Below are 21,906 nucleotides of genomic sequence, written 5' to 3' on the forward strand. Positions count from 1 at the left end.
CATGAAGATCCTCGTCGCCGTGGATGGCAGCCCCTACACCAAACGCGCCTTGGCCTATTTGACGGCGCATGACGAGTGGTTGGGCCCTCAGCACCAGTACACCTGCTTGACGGTGGTGCCCGGTGTGCCGCCCCGGGCCGCCGCCGCAATCGACCGCGAAACCTTGCGAGGCTACTACGACGACGAAGCGGAGAAAGTGTTCAAACCCCTTCGAACCTTCTTTGCCAAACAGGGGGTCAAGGCTGAATTTGTCTACAAGGTGGGCCATGCAGCCGACACGATTGCCAGCATTGCCAGCAAGGGTGGGCATGACCTCATCATGATGGGCAGCCACGGACACGGTGCGCTGGGCAGTTTGGTGCTGGGCTCGGTCAGCACCCGCGTGCTGGCGCAGTCCGAGGTTCCGGTGCTGTTGATCCGCTAATCGACGCCTGGCGCGAACCCGTGTCAGCGCCCGCCCGAACCGCGCAGCAGGGGAGCCTGTGTGTCGGCGTGGCGCTGTTCACTTTCCAGCGGAAACGACGCGGTCGATGGGCGGAAATAGTCGCCCCCGTCTTCCAGGCTGGCGTCCAGTCCAAAGGCAGTGCCCAAATCGGCGGGGTCCATGTCATGCGGGCGGGTGCGGTCACTCCGACCCAACCATCGAGCCAGCGGGTTCGCCGGCCATACGGGCATCCAACGCATCAGGCACCTCCACTCAAACAACGGGTCAGGGGCTCAGCGCAGCAGGTGCACGACCGGTTGACAAACGCGGGGTGGCACCACGCCATTGAGTGTGCGCGTGCTGCCGGGCTTTTGGTACCCCCCTATTGGCTGGAATGCCCCAGGGCGTTGGAAATAAAGCACAGTTGTGGCTTCGATGGGGAGATTGCGGCATGAAAGTCATCGTGTTGGGTGCGGGTATCTTGGGGGTTTGCTCGGCCTGGTACCTGCGGGAGGCGGGCCACGACGTGGTGTTGGTGGATCGCCAACCCGGGGCCGGCCTTGAGACCAGCTATGCCAATGGCGCGCAAATATCGGTCAGCTTCTGCGAGCCTTGGGCCAATGCCTGGGTGCCGATCAAGGTGGCCAAGTGGTTGTTGCGAGACGATTCGCCGCTGCTGTTCCGCCCGCGCTTGGAGTGGGCGCAAATGCGCTACGGCTTGGCGTTCTTGACCCAGTGCAACACGGCCAGCTTCGAGCGCAATGTCGAAGAGTTGGTGCAGTTGGGCCGTTACAGCCACGCCCGTCTCAAGGAGCTGGTGGCGGCCACCGGCATTGAGTACAACCGGCTGGAAAAAGGCATCCTGCATTTCTTCAGCAGTCAACAAGACCTGGATGCCGGAGCGGCAGGGGCCGAGGTCATGCGCCGGCACGGCGTGGACCGCCGGGTGCTGAGCCGCGAGGACGTGCTGCGCGTGGAGCCGGCGCTCACGACCTTTGGCCACCGCATCTTTGGGGGCACCTACACGCCGAGCGATGAATCCGGTGACGCCCTGGTGTTCACGCAAAAGCTTGCACAGTTGGCCGCTGAACGGGGGGTGGAGATGCGATTCAGCACCACCATCCTGTCCCTGGACAAGCAGGGTCAGCAGATTGGCGGGGTGCGGGTTCGGGGTGCTGAGGGCCAGGTCGAAACATTGAAAGCCGACGCGTACGTGGTGGCTTTGGCCAGCTACGCGCCGGCCTTGGTCAACCCCGTGGCCGACTGTTTGAACATCTATCCCACCAAGGGGTATTCGGCCACGCTGCGGCTCAAGCGCCCGGAGGCCGCCAGCACGGTCAGCCTCTTGGATGACACCCGGAAAATCGCCATCAGCCGCTTGGGTGATTACATCCGCATTGCGGGCACGGCTGAAATGGCCGGTTTGGATTTGAACTTGGACAGCCCCACCGCCCGTACCCGGTGCGCGGCTTTGGTGAACCGCTATGAGGAATTGTTCCCCGGTGTGGCGGAACTGAGCGAGCCGAACTTTTGGACCGGTTTGCGCCCCAGCACCCCCACCAACATCCCCTATTTGGGGCGCAGTCGCAAGCTGAGCAACCTGTGGCTGAATTGCGGACATGGCACGCTCGGGTGGACCCATGGCGCGGGCAGTGGCCATGCGCTGGCCGAGTTGATCAGCGGCCGCCAGCCTGAAACCTCGTTCACGTTCTACGCCACCTGAGCCAAAGGCCGCTCCAGGGCAGGCACAATCCCGCCCCTTTTTCCTCGGAGAAACTGGCCGTGGCCACGCCCTCTTTCTGCGCCATCGACTTTGGCACCTCGAATTCGGCCGTGGCCTTGCCATCGGCTGGCGGCATGCGACTCGTGCCCTTGGAGGGTGAGTCCCTCACCATGCCCACCGCGGTCTATTACTTCGCGGAAGGACCGCATGATGTCGACGGGCCGCCGCGGGCGTTTGGCCGCGCGGCGCTCGCCGCGTATGTGGAGGGCCATGACGGGCGTTTGATGCGCTCGATGAAATCCATCCTGGGGTCGGATTTGCTCGAGCGCCACACCGACGTGGGGGGCGGGCGTTCGGCCAAATACGCCGACGTGGTGGTGGGCTATTTGAAGCGGCTCAAACGCACTGCGGAAGCGTGTCAAGGCGGGCAGACCTTGACCCACGCGGTGCTCGGGCGGCCGGTCTACTTTGTCGACGGCGACCCGGCGCGGGATGCCCAAGCGCAGGCCGCCCTGGAGGCCGCGGCCCGTGCCGTGGGGTTCTCGGAACTGGCCTTTCAGTTCGAACCCATTGCCGCCGCCTTCGATTACGAGCAGCAGGTCACCCGGGAGCAAACCGTGCTGGTGGCCGATATTGGCGGGGGGACGTCGGACTTTTCCGTGGTGCGTGTGGGGCCGGAGCGACGAGCGCTTCTGGATCGCCGGGCGGACATCCTGGCCCATCACGGCATTCACATCGCCGGGACCGACTTTGACCGACGGATCGCCCTGGCGGGCCCGATGCGGGCCCTGGGTCATGGCAGTTTCGGCCCCGCCCGCGCCGAGGGGCCGCCCCGTGAGGTGCCCACGGGCATCACCTTTGACTTGGCGACTTGGCACCTCATCAACACTTGCTACACCCCCGCCGTGGTGGCCGAGATGCGCCTGCGCAAGACCGACTACGCCGACCCGGCCGAGCACCGCCGCTTGATGACTGTTTTGGAGGACCGATTGGGGCACCACCTGGCCAGCGAATCGGAGGACGGTAAGATCGACCTCAGCGGCTCAGACGGTCGCCTCGATCCGTTGGACACCCACGACTTCGATTTGGACCTGGTCGAACCGGGTCTGGCGTGGCCCATGAGGCGTCAGGATGCCCAAACTGCCCTGGCCGATGATGTGGCGGCCATTGCCGCTGCCGCGCAGGAAACGGTGCGGGTGGCCGGCTTGCGCACGGTTGATGCGCTGTACTTCACCGGCGGCTCGACCGGGCTGCGTCCCCTGGTCGAGGCCATTGCCCAGCCCTTTGGGACGGCGCAGCGGGTGCAAGGCGACCCGTTGGCCTCCGTGGCCCAGGGCCTGGGTCTGCACGCGCGGCGGGTGTTTGGGTGACGTCCTTACTCCTCGAAGAACTTGCTGCCCATTTGTTGCCGCAAGGCGGCCAGCCGCTTGCGTTCGGGCTCGTCCAGCCAGGTTTCGTATAGCGTTTGAAGGCGTTCCCGAACGCCCGAGCGGCGCAGCAGGGCGTTGATGGCATCGATGTGCGCTTGGCCCGCTGGCGAGCGACCACAGACCGCGTGCGCCAGCAGGGTGTCGCTTTGCTCTGCAATGGCCAGCCAAGTCAGCGCGGCTTGACCCGTCTCCGACCTCGCCTTCTGGCGATTGAAGTAAGTCACCTCAAAGGAGTAGGCCAGCGTTGCGCTAAGGTCATGCTGCCGCTGCACCATCGCCATGGTGGCGCGGTTGGCATCGGTGATCACAATGCTGCGACGCTGCTGGGGGCGCTGCTCCAACAGGCCATCGATGCCAGCGCCATTGGCTCGGTTGCCCACCACGCCCACCACGTGGCCTCGGTCGAGGTAGCGTGCGAGAGAGATTTCCCCTCGGGCATTGATCAAGTCGCGCAGGTTTCTGAGTTCGGCCGCTCGCACCACCAAGCCGACAGGCAGGTGTCGAATCATGGGGACGGAATACAGCCAGGTTTCCGCGCGCTTGGGCGTCTTTCTAAGCAGCACGGCGCAAGTGGCCGGCTGGTCCCGGAGTTCTGCCTCGAGTCGGGCCGATGACACAAACGTTAATTCGTGGTCGTGTTCGGCCAGGGCGGGCCAGAGCACTTCGTCCAGCATGCGTTGACCGTAACCTTGGCCGGCGTCAGGGCCTTGCCGGATGGCGATGGGCGCGTAGTCTGAGGCGAGCCACCGCCAGGGCGGCTTTTTCGCCGGTGTAGCCCCCGGGGCCAGACAGGCTGCCGCGCCGCCCAACGCGACCGCCCGTCGAGGCAAGCCCGACGCCTTGGCGGATTCGTGGGGAGGGTGCATCGGAACTCAGCGCCGCCCGGAGCGCCCACTGGCGGGGGATCGGTGGCCTCGGGGCGCAGGGTGTCGTCCACCGGGCGTGGGGGCCTTTCGCGGGCGGCTGACATCGGCCAGCAGCAGGCTGTGGGCCACCAGGTGCTCGATGGCCTCTTCAAGATTGGCGGCCGGTTCGATGCCTTCAATCGCTTCCAGCAAGGCGTCCGCGTCCTCCAGGTCCTCGGGGTCCAGAAACTGGTAAATCCCGGCCAGGCCTTCCAGCAGCGCGGCTTCATCGCAGGCCATCAGGCCCTTTGGGAAACTGTCGGCGCCCAGGGCAAAGCCGGCCACCCAGGGGTAGACCGCCGCGAGGACGGTTTCCCAGTCGTCGGGGTCGGCCAACTCGCCGTCCTCCTCTTCGGGTTCGAAGACCCAGGGGTCCCACCACTGGCGCCCGCGGATGGCGGCGTCCAATTGCTGCAAGCGGCGCATGGCCAGGGCGCGAATCGGCTCGGGGTTGAAGCCCTCTGCCGGCGCGCGGCCTTCCTCGCTGTCCAACACCCAGCGCAACCATTCACCCGGAGGCGGGGCCTTGGGCTGCAGGGCGATGGCGGTGAGGTAGCCGTCCAGCATGCTCACGTCCAAGGGTTCGAGCGGTTGGGGCACGCCATCCAGCAAGGCTTGCAGGGCGTCCAGATCCAGGTCGGGGGTGGGCTTCATGCGGTGATTGTCCGTCTCACGAAGGCCGGTTCTGCGGAAGGGGGGTGACCAACGGGCAGCCGCGAGGGGCGCCGCACAATCCCCGCCCATTGCATTTGGAGATCGCGTGATGAGTCTGCCGCATTGGGTTCGTTGGTCGGCCCTGGGAGCCGGTTTGTTGGGCGCTGGGTTGACCCAGGCCGGTTCGCTGGGTTTTTATCGCCAGCCGACCGTGGCGGGCGACACCGTGGTGTTTGTCAGCCAGGGGGACCTGTGGCGCGTGACGCTGGGGGGCGGAGCCGCGCAACGGCTCACCTCGCACGCAGGGCAAGAGCAGTCGCCGGTGTTGCTGCCGGACGGCAAGACCGTCGCCTTTGTGGCCCAGTACGAGAGCGCGGGGGATGTTTACACCCTGAGCTTGGCGGGCGGGGTGCCGCAGCGCCGCACCTGGCTGGGATTGCCGACGGTGCGGGTGTGGAGTGCCGACGCCAGCGGCGCCTTGCTGGTGACCGCACCGGCGGAGGACGGCCGGCCGGTTCAACAGCCCTATCGCTTGGTGGGCGACCAGCTTCAAGCCTTGCCGGCCGGCGACGCCAGCGATGCTGCGGTGTCGCTCGACGGGAAGCGCTTGCTGTTCACGCGCCATGGCTTGCGCGGCGACCACGCCAAAAATTACCGCGGGGGGGCGGTGGCCGGGATTTGGAGCGTGGAGCTGCACGGCACCGCCGAAGCCAAACCGCTGCTGGGGGCTGATTTCCCGCGCGCGAACAACCGCCGCCCTCTGCCGTATCGCGATGAGCAAGGCCGCGAACGGATTGCGTTCCTGAGTGATCGTGATGGCTTCTTCAATGTGTGGTCGGTGGGCGCTGACGGACAGGGTGCGCGCCAGCACACCCGGTTCAAAGATTTCGATGCTCGACACCTGGCCCTGAGCGGCAGCACGGGGGTGGTGGCGCGGGGCGCAGACTTGCAGCGCGTGGACTTGAATGCGGGCGGGGGTGATGCCCCCGTGCTGCCGATTGGCTTGGCCGGAGATCAGCCGGCCAGCACGACGCGCTGGATTCAAAAGCCCCAATCGTTTCTGACCGAGGCTGCGGTGGCGCCCAATGGGGAGCGGGCGCTTCTGAGCGTACGTGGCCGTTTGGCGACGCAAGGGGTGCAGAACCTGCGCCGCGCGGTGCTCCCGATGCCCGAGGGCGCGCGCTGCCGTGACGCCGCGTTCAGTGCGGACAGCAAGTCGGTGTTCGCGCTGTGTGACCTCCCGGCGGCCCCACAAGCGGATGGGGCCCAGCGCGGGCAAGCCGAGGTGGAGCTCTGGCAGTTCGACGCGTTGGGCCTTACCGCCCCCAAAGTGCTGACGCGCGATGCCAAGGTGCTGCGCACCGAGCTGAGTGTGGCGCCGGACGGTCGGCACATTGCCCACGCCGACTTGGGCGGGGCGGTGTACCTGACGGATTTGAAGGCTGACGGCGGTCCGCGCACCCAAAAAATCGATCAGCTGTCGGATGACAACGGCATCGAGTTCGCTTGGCACCCCGAGGCCCAGGCGCTGGCCTACAGCCGTCGCCCGGTGACGGGGGGAATCCGCAGCCAAGTTTGGCTTTACACCCTGGCCGATGGGGACAAACGTGTCCTCACCAGCCCGAAGTACAGCAGCAGCTCGCCGGCGTTCAGCCCGGACGGCCAGTGGCTGTATTTCGCCTCGCGCCGCCACTTTCAGCTCCAGCCGGGCTCCAGTGTTTGGGCTGAACGCGACATGGGACCCGCCTTTGAACCGGGCACCAAGCTGTACGCGCTGGCCCTGCAGCCTGGGCTGCGTTCGCCCTTCGCCGCCAAGGATGAATTGCCGGGGGTGCCCAAGCCCGAGCCCAAGAAGGATGAAAAGCCGGACGCCAAGTCGGATCCCAAGAAAGACGCGAAGGTCGCCCTGCCGCGCATCGATCGGGAGGGCTTGGCCGAGCGCCTGCACGAATTGCCGCTGCCGGCCGGCCGCTTCCGCAGTTTGCAGGCGGAGGCCAAGCGTCTGTGGTGGATCGAGAGCGACGGCGCTTCGGGCGCGCTGCGAAGCGTGAGCCTGGAAGCCGGCGCGCAAGCCGACATGCACAGCGACAAAGTGCGGCGCTTTCAACTCAGCGGCAATGGCAAGACCTTGCTGGTTCAACGCGAAGCGGCGCCCGGTCAGGCCGGCGACCTGTTGCTGCTGGACGCAGCGCCCAAGGCGCCCGCCGACACCAGCAAGTTCGCCGTGCGGTGGTCCGACTGGCAGATTCCGGTGAACCCCCGCCAGGAATGGCGCCAAATGTTCATGGACGCCTGGCGACTGCAGCGCGATTACTTCTATGACGCCCAACTGCACGGGGTCGACTGGGCCGCCAGCCGTGACCGCCACGTGCCCTTGTTGGAGCGCGTGGGGGACCGCGTGGAGCTGGGGGAGCTGATGGGGATGATGGCGTCGGACCTCAGCCTCTTGCACAGCCAAGTCGGCTTGGGCGACGTGCCGGCGGCCGCCGACCCTGCGCCCGCGATGGCGGGCCTGGGGGCGCGTCTGGTGTCCCATGCCAAGGGCGCAAGCCTGGCCCGGATCTATCGCACCGAGGCGGAGCTGGTCAGCGAGCGCGGGCCGCTGCAGGCGCCCGGCCTGGATCTGCGCGAAGGCGATGTCATCACCGCCATCAACGGCCAAGCGCTGCAGTGGCCACAGGGCGCTGTGTTGTTGCAGGGCGAGGCCGGCAAGCAAGTGCGCCTGGAGGTGCAGCGAGCCGATGGCACCGGGGCGCGCAGCGTCATCGTCACGCCCGTGGATGCCCGACGCGAGGCGGCACTGCGCTATCAAGACTGGCGCACCCGTCGCGCTGAAGCGGTCGACAGGCTGTCTGGTGGCCGGGTGGGCTACTTGCATTTGCGCGCCATGGGCGGACAAGACATCGCGGACTTTGCGCGCGAGTTCTATGCCCAGCTGGACAAGGAGGCCATCGTGCTGGATGTTCGCTTTAACAACGGCGGCAACATCGATTCCTGGGTGTTGGACAAGCTGCTGCGCAAAAGCTGGGCGTACTGGCAGCCGCGTCACCCGGCCGGGGGGCCGCGTCAGGCCAACATGCAGCAGAGCTTCGCCGGTAAGCTGGCCATGTTGATCAACGAGAACAGCTACAGCGATGGGGAGACGGTGGCGGAAGGGTTCAAGCGTTTGGGGCTGGGGGCCGTGATTGGCAAGACCACGAGCGGTGCGGGGGTCTGGCTGACCGACCGCAACACCCTCCTGGACAACGGCATCGTGCGCGCGGCGGAGATTGCGCAGATGAGCCCCCACGGCGAGGTGCTGATCGAAGGCAAGGGGGTGGTGCCCGACCTGGAGGTGGACAACCCCCCACGCGCCACGGCCCAAGGGCAGGATGCCCAGCTTGAGGCAGCCGTGCAGCACCTGCTCAAGCAATTGCCCGCCAAGGCCACCGCGATGGAGGAGCGGCTGCCGCGGGTGAAAGCCTATCCGCGACCCCGAGACTAAACGGGGCGTCGCCCGCTATCCTTGCAAGTCTCCCCAACAAGGAGCGATGGGATGGCATGGCGTCAGGCTTGGGTCGGCGTGATGGGCATGGGCATGGCCACAGCGGTGGCCGTGGCCGAGCCCAGCCTGCCCATCGCCTTTGATCAGGGCAATCCGCCGTCCATGTGGGGTGAGGCGGGGCAAGCCCGGGGCGTCTACCCCACCCTGGTGACGGAAGCGGCACGTCAGGCCGGTTTGGGGGTGCGCCTGTCGGCCTTGCCCTGGCCGCGGGCCCTTGCGGAACTGGAGGCCGGTACCGGCTGCGTCGGTGGGGCGTACGCCACGCCGGAGCGCCGGCGCCGCTTCCAGTTCAGCGAAGCGATTTGGACCGAACGCATCGTGGCGGTCAGCCTGGAACACAAAGCCCTGCCGCCCGTCACGCGATGGCAAGACTTGAAGGGGCAGGTCGTGGGCCTGCATCGGGGTTGGAGTTATGGTGAAACCTTGGATCGGGCGCTGGATGGGCCCGAACTCAAGACCGTGCGCATGACTTACGGGGATCGGCTTTTCATGGCGCTACACGCGGGCAAGGTGGATGTGGTGTTGACCGATGCGGACAACGTGGGGTTTGAGGCCCGGCGTTTGGGGCTGGAGGTGGTGGTGCGGGGCACCCTCTCTCACAACACCACCCACGTGATTTGCCCACCGGGGGCGGACTTTGCGGCCGGGCTTCACCGGCTGGATGCCGGGCTGCGGCGGTTACAGGAGCAGGGTCGTGTGGCGGCCCTGGTCGACGCTCAAGTGCGAGCAGGCGAGGCCGCCAAGGGGCACCCCAAATGAGACGCCGCACCTGCTTGGGCGCAGGGGCCATTCCGCTGGTGGCCCAGGCTGGAGCGGAACGCGGGCGCATTCTGGTGCCGCACGACGTGCGCCTGGACTTTGATCGCTTTGTGGCGGGCCGTGCGATGGCCGATTTGCACCAATACGACGGCCCCCATGCGCGGCGTGATGTGGTGGAGTTGGTGCTGCTGATGCAAGCGCTGGAGCTGGGCGGCTGGGGCCCGCGCCCTGAGCTGGTGTCGGTGCCCACCGTGCCGCGTTTGGTGCGTGAGTTGGCGCTGGGCCAGGGTGTTGTGAGCGGCACCACCTACTGGAAAACCGATGTCGATGAGCCTGCGGCGTTCCACTTCAGCCGCCCCATGGTCCAGGATGGGGAGTTTGTTGCCGGCCTGTACACGCTGGCCACACGCGCGGACGTGCTGAGCGTGCGGGAGCGCGGCGACCTGCGCGCGCTCCGTTTTGTATCCAACCGCCACTGGCGGGTGGACTGGGCCACGCTTCAAGCGCTGGGGGTCACGCAAGTGGCGCACGCGGACCAATGGGAAGCCATGCCGCGCATGATTCGGGCGGGCCGGGCCGATGTGGTGCTGGCCCCCTTCCAGCCCGGCACGGACATGGGGTTGACCGTGGGCGGTGTGAGTTTGGTTCCGGTTCCCGGTGTCAAGGTGGCGCTTCGCGGGACGCGCCACTACCTCATCCCCAAGGCCCACCCGCAAGCCCACCGCTGCAATGAGGTTCTGGAGGTTGGGCTGCGGGGCCTTCAAGACCAGGGCGTGGTGCGCCGCGCGTACCAGCAGTCGGGTTTCTTCAATCCGCAGGTGGCGAACTGGCGCGTGCTGTGACGCGTTCGGGCGGGGCTGCACTGAAGGGCCAGGTGCCCTGACGAATGGATTCGGTCGTCAAGCGCTGAATCAGAACCGGCGCCACGCCCCGCAGCAGGTCCAGTTTGAGTGCCGCGGCATAGCTGAGGTCGATGACCCGGCCGGCCGCGAAGGGGCCGCGATCGTTGACGCGGACGATGACTTCCCGCCCGTTGGCCGGGTTGCGCACGCGCGCGTAGCTGGGCAGGGGCCAGCGCGGGTGGGCGGCGGTCATGGCGTACATGTCATAGGGCTCGCCCAGTGACGTCGGCTGGCCGTGGTACTTGCGTCCGTACCAACTCGCCAAACCCTGCTCTTCGTAGGGCAAATCCTCCAGCAGGGGCACGTAGCGCACACCGGCCACTTCGTAGGGCTTGTTGGGGCCACCGGGGCGGATGGGCTCGACCCGTGGGGTGGCGTCTCGAAGGGTGTGAGGGGCCGGTGGCGGCCCCGGAGGCGGGCCATCTCGGCCCGTGGCGGCCGCGGGGACAGGCGCGCGGCTGGCGCAGCCCGCCAGCACCAGCAACAAAAATGACCCAACCAGTCGGTGCATGGCGCAAGCCTAAATGAAAAGCCCGCCCCCCCGGGCGGGAGGCGGGCTTTAAGCACCCGGGCGTGGGGGTGATCAGAGCTTGTAGCGCAGGCCCGCGAAATACATCTTGCCGGCCTTGTACACCCCTGCGATCTGCGTCAGGTCCGTCTTGTAGACGGTGAGCAGCGGGTCGGCCAGGTTCTGTGCTTCAAACGTCACCGTCAGGTTCTTCATCGGGTTCACGTTCAGGGCGAAGTTCAGCTGGCCGTTGGCGCTTTGGAAGTAGTCCGCACCGCCGCGGTTGCCCAGCTTGTAGGCCGAGCGGTGGCTGTAGGCCAGGCGGGCGCTCATCCAGTCGTTCTCGTAGTACGCACCAGCGTTGTAGACGTCCTTGGAGGTGCCATACAGCGAGCACTCTTCGGTGGCCGTGCCATTGCAGGTGCTATCCGCCAGGCGCTGGGTTTGGCGGCCGTTCGAACGGGTGTAATTGGCATCGATGCCAAAGCCCGAGCCGAGCGCCACTTGAGCTTGCAGTTCCAGCCCGGTCATGCGGCCCTTGCCATTGACCGGGGTCGAGACCTTGTAGGCCTCCACTGGGCTGCCGGGCTTGGACGCATTGGCGTACAGACGGGTTTCCTTGGAGTAGGTGATGGCGCCATCGAGGTTGCTGGCGAACGCCCCCACCGTCAACGCCGACTTGGGGGCGAAGTACCACTCCAGCGCGCCGTCGATGTTGTTGGCCTTGATGGACTTCAGCATGGGGTTGCCGGCCACACCTTCGTGCTGGATGTCGCGCAGGTCGTTCCCGGCAAGCTGACCGAAATCGGGGCGCGCCATGCTGCGGTGCAGCGCAAAGCGGGCCACCAAGTCCGTGCCCAGGGCTTTGCGCAGGTTCAGGCTGGGCAGCAGGTCGGTGTAGGCGTTGTCAAAGCTGGGCTTGCCGCCCGGCAGGTAGGCCTTGATGGTGGCGTCGGTGCGCACAGCGCGCAGGCCCACATTGCCGGCCAGACCGCTGTTGTCACCAAAGCTGCTCATCACGTAGCCGGCGCTGGTGTCTTCCTGGATGTCGAATTCGGCTTGGGTGGCGTGGTTGGTGAAGGTGGCGTACTGCGCCACCCACTGGGCCACGTATTCCTTGCTGATCTTGAACGGCAGGAAGCCCGGGGTTGGGTTCACCGGCAGGCTCCCGTACCAGTTGGCGGGGTAGTTGCCAATGGCGCTGGCGGGAATTTGCGCCTCGTTGTCCGCGCCGGCCTTGAGCGTCATCCCCAGGCGGGTCAACTCACGACGGTGCTTGGCCAAGCGCGCACCGAACTTCAGCGTGTGGAAGAAGTCATCGTCCAGTGACATTTCGGCGTCGACCTGCCCGTAGCGCTCGCTGTCCTTGGAGCTGGAGCGACCGCCCCAGCCGCCGATGCCGCCGCCTGCGGGCTTGAACTTGTCACCGCCCGGCACATCCAGCACGAAGATGCCTTCGGGCGAGAGGGTGTAGCCGGCGCCTTGGTTCCAGGCGCTCAGGACTTCAAAACCCACGTCGGTCGTGGAGCCGCCGCCCGAGGTGGAGCCCAGCTTGGTCGTCAGCGTCAGGCTGTCCGACACGCGCCACTTGCCGTCCAGGTTCAAGAACTTGGAATCGGTCTTGGCGTCCGGACGCGCGGCCACGTCTTCCACCACCGACCAGGCGCCGGCCGAGCCGCCCACGCCCGCAAAGGCGTTGGCCCCCGCGAAGATCGAGGTGATGGTGTCGCCCGACAGCGAGGTTGGGCCCGTCGGGGCCACGGCCTTGCCGTTCCAGCCGGGACCGTAGACCACGTTGATCAGGTCGGCCATGTAATTGGTGTTGAAGTTCTTCGCATCCATCTTGGAGGCGAAGGCCGACAGGTTCAGGCTGACGTCCTTGCTGGGGCGGAAGTCCACTTCCAGATAGCCGCCCTTGCGCTCACGTTCCTGTTCAAACAGCACGGCGCCGCTGAGCAGGCTGATGTTCTTGCCGGCCAGGCTGGCGACCGGGTAGGTGGCGCCGGTCTTGTCCCACCACACACCTTCCGAGCCGGCGCGCTGCAGGTGGCGGCCTTGCGAGAAGACCTGACCCAGGATGCCGAAGGTCTTGTCGGCGTTGTGCCAGGCCAGCAGGGCGGTGGCGGAGGGGTCGTTCTTCTTGGCGGCGGCCGAGCGCGCCACTTCCAGCGAGGCCACGCCGTACAGGCTTTCCTTGAAGTCCAGCGGGTGGCGGGTTTCGATGTTGATCGTGCCGGCGGCGCCGCCTTCGACCAGATCCGCCTGCGAGGACTTGTTGACCACCACGCGGCCAATCAGGTCCGAGGGCAGCAGGGTGAAGGTCACGCTGCGGCCGCTGGCGGCGATGTTGGGGCCGTACCAGTCACCGGTCGAGACTAGGTGGCCGTTCAGCAGGGTCTGGGTGTACTGCGAGTGCAGGCCGCGCATTTGCACGTGCTCGTTCTCACCGAAGCTGCCCTCGGCCGAGCCGGCGCTGGTGGTCGAGAGACCCGGCACGCGCTGCAGCGAGTCGGCCACGTTCTTGTCCGGCATCTTGCCCACGTCTTCGGCGGTGATCACCTCGACCAGCGACTCGGCCTTCTTCTTCTGCGTGATCGAGGCCTGCAACGAAGCGCGGATGCCGGTGACGATCACCGCTTCGAGTTTTTCGGCTTTGTCCTCCGCCTTCTTGGCGGGGGCAGATTGGGCGAGCAGACTGCCGTGCGCCATCAGCAAAGCGATGGCGGCGGCCGTGGGGGTCAGGCGTGCATGCATGGGAACTCCAGGGGGGTCGAGTTGCTTGTGAAGAAGCCGCGAACGGCAAGGTGGGCGATTAATGCAGTCCACTATAGAACCAATAGAGCCCACATTGCTACCACTTTATTGTCCGTGTTTACCCGGAAATCTGTGGTGTTTTCGAGGCTCGGCTGCAAAAATCCTCGAGCAATTGAGGCTGGACGCACCTGACCCGGGGCGGTTGGTTCATGTTTTTGATAAGTGGTGCCAAAGTGGTATTTAATAGGTATGGTTTCGTCCGATGGGTGCGCGCACTGGGTGTGGGGCTCCTGATGGTGCAGCCCCTGGCCTGGGGGGGCGCTCCGCTCGGGCGGGGGCTGTATGTGTACACGGAGCCCGGGCTCTCGGCCTTGGATGCGGTGCCTGTGCAGGGTGTGGATGTGCTGCTGGTGGCTTTTTTGCGGCTGTGTGGCGATCGCGCGCTGCCCAAAGATGCCGAGCGCTGCCGGGGCAAACGCGCCCATGAGTTGACCGAGGGCCCACTGGAACGGGCGCTGAACCACCGGCTACAGGGGCGCAAACAGAACCAGCCGGGGCTGCAGGTGCTCATGTCGATCGGGGGTTGGGGTGGATCCGACGGTTTTTTTGCCATGGCCGAAACGTCGAAAAGTCGCGGCGTGCTGATCGACGCGGTGCAGCGATTCTTGGTCACCCACCCCGCCTTTGATGGCGTGGACATCGACTGGGAGCACCCGGGGGGGAACGGGGCCGCGAATGGCGTCGCCTTGGGCTCGGCCCGCGACGGTGAACACTACGCGGCCTTGCTCGCGGAATTGCGCCAAGCCCTGGATGCTTTGGGCCAGGAGCAGGGCCGACGCTACCGTTTGTCGATCGCGATCAATGCCACCCGCCCCATCCTGAATCGTCTGCACTGGCCCACGGTGGCGCCGTTGCTGGACCAGGTGTTCATCATGAGTTACGACTACCACGGCGCTTGGGATGCGCGCACGGGCCACCACGCGGCTTTGCTCGGCGCGGGCCAGGACGACAGTTTGGAAGAAAGTGTTCAAACGTTGCGGGCGGCTGGCGTGCCGGCGCCCAAGCTGTGGGCCGGCGCCGCGTTTTATGGGCGGGCCTGGCGCGGCGTCACGCGCCCCGAAGTGGGCGCGGCGGCCACGGGAGCGGGCTTGAACGCCGACGGGGCCATCGGCTGGCGCGACTGGGGGGCTCGCTTGCGGGAGCCCGGCTGGCGCCAGGGTTGGGACGCGGCACGCGGCGCGGCCTGGGCTTGGCACCCGCAGCGGCAGCTCTGGGTCAGTTTCGAAAGCCCGCAAACCTTGCGTGCCAAGGCGACGTGGGCGCGTGCGCAAGGACTGGGCGGCGTGTTTGCTTGGGAGGCACAGCAGGACAACGGGGAGCTCCTGCGGGCGATGAGCGCCCCTTGAGCGGCCGCGGCGCGGGGGCGCTCAATCCCCCGGCGGGCTATCGATGGGGACTTTGCGGTTGCCGAACTGTGCCAGGGCCACCCCGCTGAGAATCAACAGGGCACTGCCCAGCTTCTGAACGGTGAAGGCCTCGCCCATGAAGGCCCAGGCCGAACCGCCGGCCACGATGGGCATCAGGTAAATCAAGGGGGCGGTGCGTCCGACACCCCGCTGCGCCCCTGCCCAGCCCCACGCCAGCCACCCCAGAAAGCCGCCGCCCACCACGCTCCAAAGGCTGCCGACCCAGGCCCATGGGGGCAGGTGGAACCACGCCACCTCGCGCATGGCGGGCGCGCAGTACAGCAGGACGGGCAGCGCGCCGAGCAGGGTGCCATAAGCCAGAACGGCCACACCGCCCCGGCGTTGGATCAGGGGTTTGCTGGCGACCGAGTAATAGCTGAAGAGCGCCGCAGCCAGGAGCAAGATGCCGTCGCCCAAGCTGGCCTGCCACGCGTGGGCCAGCAGCTTGTCGGCGGTGAAGGCCAGGGCACCGGCGGCGGCCACGCCCACGCCCCACCATTGGGCCCGGCCCAGCGGTTCGGAGCCCAGCAGCCGCAGGATGAGCAAGGTGAACACCGGACCGCAGGCCAGCAGCACGCTGGCGGAAAAGGGGGTGGAGCTTTGTAGGCCTTCGGCCGCCAGCAGCAAGTGCAAGGCTTGGCCAATCCAGGCCACCGGCAGCAACTGCAGCCATTCCGCATGGCTCAAACGCGGCCAAGATCCGCGGTAGTACACGCACAGCAACACGACGGCACACACCGGAGCGATCAGGTAACGCAGGCCTACAAAGGCCATCGGGCCCATCAGCCCGAAGAGCGCCTTCTGCAGCGGAAAGTTCAAGCCCCACACGCCAATGGTGGCGAGGCCGGCGAGCAAGGGGAGCGAGCGCATGGTGCGCATCATGCCCGGGCGTGGGGTTGGGGTGTTTCGCCGCGAGGTCGCGGGCGACGCGGGTAAACCCGGCAATTCGATCGGGGCGGCCCTCTAGGGACGGGGGGCATCAAACGGGAAGGCTGCGCCTACCATCCCCCAATGAGCACCTACCCCCTATTGCTAGAGCCCCTGGACTTGGGCTTCACCACCCTGCGCAACCGCGTCTTGATGGGGTCCATGCACACCGGCCTGGAAGATGGCCGCAAGCATTTCGACCGCATGGCGGCCTACTTTGCGGAGCGCGCCCGCGGCGAGGTGGGGCTGATCGTGACGGGCGGCTTTGCGCCCAACGTGGCCGGATGGGTCAAGCCCTTTGCCGGCATGCTCACCACCCGCGGGGCGGCCGAGCGCCACCAAGTGATCACGAAGGCCGTGCACGCCGAGGGCGGCAAGATCGCCCTGCAAATCCTGCACGCGGGCCGCTATGGCTACCACCCGTTCACCGTCGCGCCCTCGCGCATCCAATCCCCCATCACGCCTTTCAAGCCCTTTGCGCTGAGTGAGCGCGGCATTGAGCGGCAAATCCGGGCCTTTGTGCGCTGCGCCCAGCTGGCCCGTGAGGCCGGCTACGACGGCGTGGAGGTGATGGGCAGCGAAGGCTATTTCATCAACGAGTTCCTCTGCACGCATACGAACCAACGCTCGGACGCGTGGGGCGGCGCGTACGAAAACCGCATGCGCCTGCCGGTGGAGATCGTGCGCCGCATTCGCGAGGCCTGTGGGCCGGACTTCATCATCATTTACCGCATCAGCCTGCTGGACCTGATCCCCGACGGCCAGCGCTGGGACGAGGTGATGCAGTTGGCACGCGGCGTCATCCAGGCCGGCGCGACGATTCTGAACAGCGGCATCGGCTGGCACGAGGCGCGTGTGCCCACCATCGCCACCAGCGTGCCGCGTGCGGGCTTTGCCTGGGTCACGAAGAAGCTGCGTGAGGGGCTGCGCGCCGAAGGGCTTACCACTCCCGTCGTGGCCACCAACCGCATCAACATGCCCGAGGTGGCCGAGCAGGTGCTGAGCGACGGCGCGGCGGACATGGTCAGCATGGCGCGGCCCTTCCTGGCTGACCCTGACTTTGTGAAGAAGGCGCGCGAGGGCCGGCGAGATGAGATCAACACCTGCATCGCCTGCAATCAGGCCTGCTTGGACCACACCTTCAAGAACCAGCTCGCGAGCTGCCTGGTCAACCCGCGCGCTGCGCACGAAACGGTGCTGCGCATTGAACGCAGCCCGGTAAAAAAGCGCGTGGCAGTGGTGGGCGCGGGCCCGGCCGGCCTGGCGGCGGCTTGCACGGCGGCCGAGCGCGGCCACGCGGTGACACTGTTTGATGCGGCGGCCGAGATCGGCGGCCAGTTCAACCTGGCCAAGCGCATTCCGGGCAAGGAAGAGTTCCAGGAGACGCTGCGCTACTTTGGCCACCGGCTGGGCCGGGTGGGCGTGAACCTGCGCTTGAACACCCGCGTGGCGGCGGAGGACTTGAAAGGCTACGACGTGGTCCTGCTGGCCACGGGCGTGACGCCGCGCAACCCGCGCATTCCGGGTCAGGACGCACCTGAGGTGGCGCACAAGGTGCTGGGTTACCAGGACGTGCTGCTGGGGCGCAAGCCGGTGGGCCAGAAGGTGATCGTGGTCGGCGCTGGGGGCATCGGCTTTGATGTGGCCGAGTACCTGCTGGAGGCCGGGCACAGCCTGACCTTGGACCCGACGGCGTGGAACCAGCATTGGGGCGTCGGCGACCCGGCCCTGACGCCGGGGGGCTGGAACAAGCCCCAGCCCGAGGCGGCCAGCCGCGCCATCACGCTCTTGCAGCGCAAAGCGGGCAAGCCGGGGGCGAGCCTGGGCAAGACCACGGGTTGGATCCACCGCGCGGTGTTGAAGATGAAGGGCGTGGAGATGCGCGGCAGTGCCAACTACGAGCGCATTACCCCCGAGGGCCTGGTGGTCAGTTGGGGCGAGAAACGCGAAGGCGCCGAGCTCATTGAGGCCGACACCATCGTCCTGTGCACTGGCCAGGAGCCGCTGCGCGAACTGCAGGAGCCCCTGCAGCGCTTGGGACTGACGGTGCACCTGATTGGCGGGGCGCTGGAAGCGGGGGAGCTAGACGCCAAGCGGGCCATCCGCCAAGGCACGGAGCTGGCGGCATCGCTGTAAGAGGCCGCTGAACGGCAAACGGGCGCCCGGGAGGCGCCCGCTTTCTTGTGAGGTCAGGGGTCAGTGCTTGTGGCCGTCGTCCTTCGGGGCGGGGCGGCGTTCGCGTTGGGCCGCCGCGGGTGCACCGGGGACGGCATGAAAGGGCATCGGCTGCCAGAACAGCGTCACGTCCAAACGTCCATCGGCCTTGCCCATGGCTTGGTTCACAGCCTTGCGCAGGGCTTCGGCTTGGGGGGCCGTGCGCACTTGGGGACACACGGTGTCGATGACGTAGCGCTCCACCACCTTGTCGCCGGATGTGCCGCGTTGCATGGAGGTGCTCAGCGCCTTGCAATGCGGCAGGGCCGCGCTTGACACCGCGTCAAAGGCCGCACGATCCGGGGTTTCCAGCTTGAGCACCACTTGGTTCAACTCGTGATCGCTTTGGGCATGGGCACTGCCCAGGGCGGTGAGGCCCAACAGGGCCAGGGTGCGCAGGTTCATCACAGTCTCCTCGGTGTTGAAAAAGGGGTCAGGCTTCGGGTCGGAACGGCTGCGAGCGAAGCACACTCAGGCGGGGGTCCTGCATCCAATGGTGGGAGGGCAAGGTATCCGGGTGCAGCCCATAGCAGTCGGTGGCCGCGACCCAGCCATCCCGGCCGCTCGCTTTGGCCTCGTACAGGCACTGATCCACAAGGCGCAGCAGGTGATCCCAGTCCCAGGCCAACGGAGCATCGGGGTCGAGTGGGAACATGGCCAATCCGGCCGAGTGGGTCACGTTCAGGGTCTGGCCATCCGGCAATTTGAAGGGCAGGTGATGAAAGGCGCTGCGCAGTCGGTCTAGCACCTCGGCCGTGTGCTTGCGCGAACTGGCACGCGTCACGATCAGGAATTCTTCGCCGCCCCAACGCACCAGACTGTCGGTGCTGCGGAACACTTGGCGCAGGCGTTCCGCGGTTTGCACCAGCACGGCATCGCCCGCATCGTGACCGTAGCGGTCGTTGATGCGCTTGAAATGGTCCAAGTCGAGCAGGATGACCATCAAATCCGCTTCGGTGGGCGTGCCGTGGGTGCGCTGACGCAAGCGCAGGCACAGGTTCAGGTCCTGGTGGATGCGCTGGGTCAGGTAGCGACGGTTGTGCAGGCCCGTGAGAGGGTCGGTCAGGCTGGCTTCCCGCAACTCGGTGGTGCGGGCCTCCACCAAGCTTTGCAACAAGGCTTCACGGGCGCGGAGCTGCCGTGTGCGCCATCGGCCAAGCCAAACTGCCCCCCCAAGCGCAATCAAGACTGCTAGGCCCTTGAATTCGATTCGTTGCCAAAGATTTGGCTGTTGGTGGATGGTCAGGGCAAACGGAGTACCGCTCCAATCCCCCTGTTCGAGCCGTGCCTGGACTTCTAGGCGGTGTTCGCCCGGCGGCAATTGCGTGTAGGTAAGAGTGGGTTGCCCTGGATTGGACTCGGTCCAATCGGTGTCGTGACCCACCAGCCGGTGGCGGTAGCGCAAGCGTTCCGGGTCATCAAAGTCCAGAGCGGAGAAGCGCAGACTCAGGCTGCGGGTTCCGGGGGGCAAGTCCAAACCGTTTTGGAGCGCGTCGGGCTCCAAGGTGCGCCCTTCAAGGCTCACGTCCGCCAGCACCACTTGGGGGGCCTCGCGGCGCGGTTCGAACCGGTTCGGCTGGACCACCAAAAGGCCCTGGGAGCCCCCGAACAGCCAGCGTCCATCGCCCATGTCCGCGTGAACGAAAAACCAGGGCGTACCAAAGCGCGCCCCGTCGGCGGCCTCCAGCGTATCGAGACGGTCTTGTTGGGGGTCGTAGACAAAGGACTGAGACCAGATCCGTCCGCGCCCATCCTGGCGCAGATTGGCGCCGAACGGGCGGCCGCCGTGGCCGAGGCGCTCGCTGATGCGGTCAAACTGCGCGCGGCCCTGGGTGTCCCAGCCTCTCAAGCGGTGCAAACCCGCCACCGGGGTGTCCAGCCAGAGCGTGCCCTCTGGACTGCGCAGCAAGCCCAACACCGCGCCAAAGCCCAAGGGCGCTTGTGGGTCCGAGGGCACGGCCTCCAAGTGGGGGCTGCCGGGCCGCCAGCGCAACAGACCGCGCACGCTGCCCACCCAGAGCCCGCCTTCCCCATCGGGTTCCGTGGCCCACACCTCGGCCGAGCCCGTCGGGCGCAACAAGGGCAGGGCCTGCGGACGGTCGTCGCGCAGACTGCCTAGGCGCCACAAGCCCGATTCGGTCGCCAACCAGAGGCCGGAATCGGGCTGCCAGCGCAGGGTGTTGATGCGTCCGGTCTCCAGTTGCCACTGCCGGATCAATTGGCCGCTGGAGTCCCGCAGCACAAGTTGGTTGGCACCGGCCAACCAGATGCGCCGCTGGGGATCTTCCAGCAGGGCCTCGACATGCCCGCGCGGCAGCCCGGGGAAACCACCGGTGGTCAGCAGCGAGGTGTTGAGCCGCGCCACGGGGCCGCGGTGGGTGGCGGCAAGCACTTCTCCATCATGACGCACCGCCAGGGCGCGAATGTCCGGGCGGCTCAGGGGGCTGGCCGGGTCGGTGTCGGCGCCCCGGACTTGAATGGACGCACTGTGGCGGTGCCGTTGTAGGCCCAGACCGAACCCCCCCACCCAGATGGCCCCGTCTTTGTCGCGCAACAGGGCCGTGATCTCGTTGCCCGCCAGCCCGTTCACCAAGCCGGGCTGGAATTGCAGGCGCTCGGCCCACTGCAAATCGTGCAAGTCCAGTCGGTCCAGGCCCTGGCGACGGCCCACCCAAAGCTCCCCCAGGGGGCCCAGGGCCAAGCTGGTGATGTCGCCGTCTCGCTGTGTGGCCAGCCACTGGACTGCCCCCCGCTCGTCGATCCAAGCCAGCCGCCCATCTCCCGTGCCGAGCCAAATCCGGCCTTGAGGGTCTTGCAGCAAGGCGCGAACGCCCCCGCTGTGTTCGAGCGCCTCCAGGGCGCGGGCCTGAGGGCTGCCAGGGTCCCAGCGGGCCAAACCCCGGCCGTGCCCGATCCAAACTCGATTCTGTCGGTCGACCAGCAGGCTAAAAATGGCCCCATCCCGCCCGGCTGACCCGTGCAGGGGCAAGGTCTCGAAAAGGTTTTGCCCTGGGTCGTAGCGCGAGAGGCCGTCCCCCATCGTGCCGACCCAAATGCGCCCCAGCTGGTCTTGCGCCAGGGCGCGTATGGGCGCGCTTTTGGCGGGGCCCAGCAAACGGACGCGGTTGCGGTCGGGTTCGAAGACGGCCAAGCCATCCACTTCCGTCCCCATCCACATGCGCCCGTCCGCGCCCGCGACGAAGGCGCGAATCCACCCCAGGTTTCGGCGCTCGGGTGTTTGGAGCTCCATGGGGCGCAGCGTGTGGCCGTCGTAGCGCAGGGGGCCATTGCCCGAGCCAATCCACAGAAAGCCGGTGCGGTCCTGAGCCAAGCTGGCCACCACCCCGCGCGGAACCGGAACGGAGGTGAACTGCGGCGCCTGCGCCTGCCCCAGATTGGGCAGGGACACCATCAAAACCATCCACAACAACCAGCGCAATCCCATCCCGCATCCAAGGGTTTCATTGGGGCGAAGGATCATGCCATGTGGGGCCCCAACAGGGACTCCTGAACTCCCCTAGCCGAACCGGCGCCGCCGGGCTGGGGTGGGCCGTCGGCCCGAACCCGAAAACCACGGGCGCCTGATGGCACGACCTTCGGTGCGAAAAACTTCACGAAATCCTGGGGGTAATCCCCCCTCGTTGCGGGGGGATTCGAGGGGCTGGTGTCTTTGAGAATGCTTGTAACCGTTTGTCT

The 21,906-nt window shown here is 66.7% G+C and carries 16 protein-coding genes; 8 read left to right on the forward strand and 8 right to left on the reverse strand.

From position 1 onward, the window contains the following. Position 1 precedes the first annotated feature (1 nt). Positions 2–424, forward strand: coding sequence for a universal stress protein (locus tag I7X43_RS04820; protein WP_198099738.1), 423 nt, complete (start codon positions 2–4; stop codon positions 422–424). A gap of 23 nt (positions 425–447) precedes the next feature. Here I7X43_RS04820 and I7X43_RS04825 read toward each other — a convergent pair whose 3' ends face one another. Beyond that, the gene (locus tag I7X43_RS04825; protein WP_198099739.1) at positions 448–684 is read right to left on the reverse strand and encodes a hypothetical protein; all 237 of its coding nucleotides are present in this window, start codon (positions 682–684) and stop codon (positions 448–450) included. Between the two features lie 191 nt (positions 685–875). Between I7X43_RS04825 and I7X43_RS04830 the strand changes: the two genes are divergently transcribed. Both I7X43_RS04830 and I7X43_RS04835 read left to right on the forward strand, forming a co-directional pair. Next, a complete protein-coding gene (locus I7X43_RS04830; RefSeq protein WP_198099740.1) occupies positions 876–2,147 on the forward strand; it encodes a D-amino acid dehydrogenase in 1,272 nt (423 codons plus the stop codon). Positions 2,148–2,206: 59 nt separating this feature from the next. Next, entirely contained in the window at positions 2,207–3,517 is a 1,311-nt protein-coding gene (locus tag I7X43_RS04835; protein ID WP_310737521.1) for an Hsp70 family protein, read from the forward strand. A gap of 5 nt (positions 3,518–3,522) precedes the next feature. On the opposite strand, the gene I7X43_RS04840 is transcribed toward I7X43_RS04835, so the two are convergent. Then, positions 3,523–4,443 carry a hypothetical protein gene (locus tag I7X43_RS04840; RefSeq protein ID WP_198099741.1) on the reverse strand — a complete coding sequence of 307 codons (921 nt, stop codon included), beginning with the start codon at positions 4,441–4,443 and terminating at the stop codon, positions 3,523–3,525. A gap of 6 nt (positions 4,444–4,449) precedes the next feature. Beyond that, the gene (locus I7X43_RS04845; RefSeq protein WP_198099742.1) at positions 4,450–5,136 is read right to left on the reverse strand and encodes a YecA/YgfB family protein; all 687 of its coding nucleotides are present in this window, start codon (positions 5,134–5,136) and stop codon (positions 4,450–4,452) included. A 109-nt stretch (positions 5,137–5,245) separates the two neighbouring features. Between I7X43_RS04845 and I7X43_RS04850 the strand changes: the two genes are divergently transcribed. Genes I7X43_RS04850 through I7X43_RS04860 form a run of 3 tightly spaced genes read left to right on the forward strand, consistent with a single transcriptional unit; the run spans position 5,246 to position 10,281 of the window. Then, positions 5,246–8,620: a S41 family peptidase gene (locus I7X43_RS04850; RefSeq protein WP_198099743.1), complete on the forward strand. Its 3,375-nt coding sequence runs from the start codon at positions 5,246–5,248 to the stop codon at positions 8,618–8,620. A gap of 51 nt (positions 8,621–8,671) precedes the next feature. Continuing rightward, positions 8,672–9,439 (forward strand): substrate-binding periplasmic protein, encoded by a 768-nt coding sequence (locus tag I7X43_RS04855; protein ID WP_198099744.1) that lies wholly within the window; start codon positions 8,672–8,674, stop codon positions 9,437–9,439. Beyond that, entirely contained in the window at positions 9,436–10,281 is an 846-nt protein-coding gene (locus I7X43_RS04860; RefSeq protein WP_198099745.1) for a hypothetical protein, read from the forward strand. The genes I7X43_RS04855 and I7X43_RS04860 overlap by 4 nt, the downstream gene beginning before the upstream one ends. Here the strand turns inward: I7X43_RS04860 and I7X43_RS04865 are convergent. Continuing rightward, a complete protein-coding gene (locus I7X43_RS04865; RefSeq protein ID WP_198099746.1) occupies positions 10,247–10,852 on the reverse strand; it encodes a septal ring lytic transglycosylase RlpA family protein in 606 nt (201 codons plus the stop codon). The genes I7X43_RS04860 and I7X43_RS04865 overlap by 35 nt on opposite strands. Positions 10,853–10,924: 72 nt before the next feature. Next, positions 10,925–13,603, reverse strand: a complete 2,679-nt coding sequence (locus I7X43_RS04870) for a TonB-dependent receptor (protein ID WP_198099747.1) — start codon at positions 13,601–13,603, stop codon at positions 10,925–10,927. 209 nt (positions 13,604–13,812) lie between these two features. Between I7X43_RS04870 and I7X43_RS04875 the strand changes: the two genes are divergently transcribed. Further along, positions 13,813–15,009 (forward strand): glycoside hydrolase family 18 protein, encoded by a 1,197-nt coding sequence (locus I7X43_RS04875; RefSeq protein WP_198099748.1) that lies wholly within the window; start codon positions 13,813–13,815, stop codon positions 15,007–15,009. Positions 15,010–15,030: 21 nt separating this feature from the next. On the opposite strand, the gene I7X43_RS04880 is transcribed toward I7X43_RS04875, so the two are convergent. After that, positions 15,031–15,939, reverse strand: coding sequence for a DMT family transporter (locus tag I7X43_RS04880; RefSeq protein WP_198099749.1), 909 nt, complete (start codon positions 15,937–15,939; stop codon positions 15,031–15,033). 141 nt (positions 15,940–16,080) lie between these two features. Here I7X43_RS04880 and I7X43_RS04885 point away from each other — a divergent pair, with 141 nt between their 5' ends. Next, positions 16,081–18,132, forward strand: a complete 2,052-nt coding sequence (locus I7X43_RS04885; RefSeq protein ID WP_198099750.1) for an NADPH-dependent 2,4-dienoyl-CoA reductase — start codon at positions 16,081–16,083, stop codon at positions 18,130–18,132. Between the two features lie 60 nt (positions 18,133–18,192). Here the strand turns inward: I7X43_RS04885 and I7X43_RS04890 are convergent, their stop codons facing one another. Beyond that, complete coding sequence (locus I7X43_RS04890; protein WP_198099751.1) at positions 18,193–18,615, reverse strand: hypothetical protein; 423 nt, start codon at positions 18,613–18,615, stop codon at positions 18,193–18,195. Positions 18,616–18,643: 28 nt separating this feature from the next. Beyond that, the gene (locus I7X43_RS04895) at positions 18,644–21,655 is read right to left on the reverse strand and encodes a ligand-binding sensor domain-containing diguanylate cyclase (RefSeq protein ID WP_198099752.1); all 3,012 of its coding nucleotides are present in this window, start codon (positions 21,653–21,655) and stop codon (positions 18,644–18,646) included. Between the last annotated feature and the right edge of the window lie 251 nt (positions 21,656–21,906).

This window comes from Inhella gelatinilytica (assembly GCF_016093295.1).
GTDB classification, from domain to species: Bacteria; Pseudomonadota; Gammaproteobacteria; order Burkholderiales; family Burkholderiaceae_C; genus Inhella; species Inhella gelatinilytica.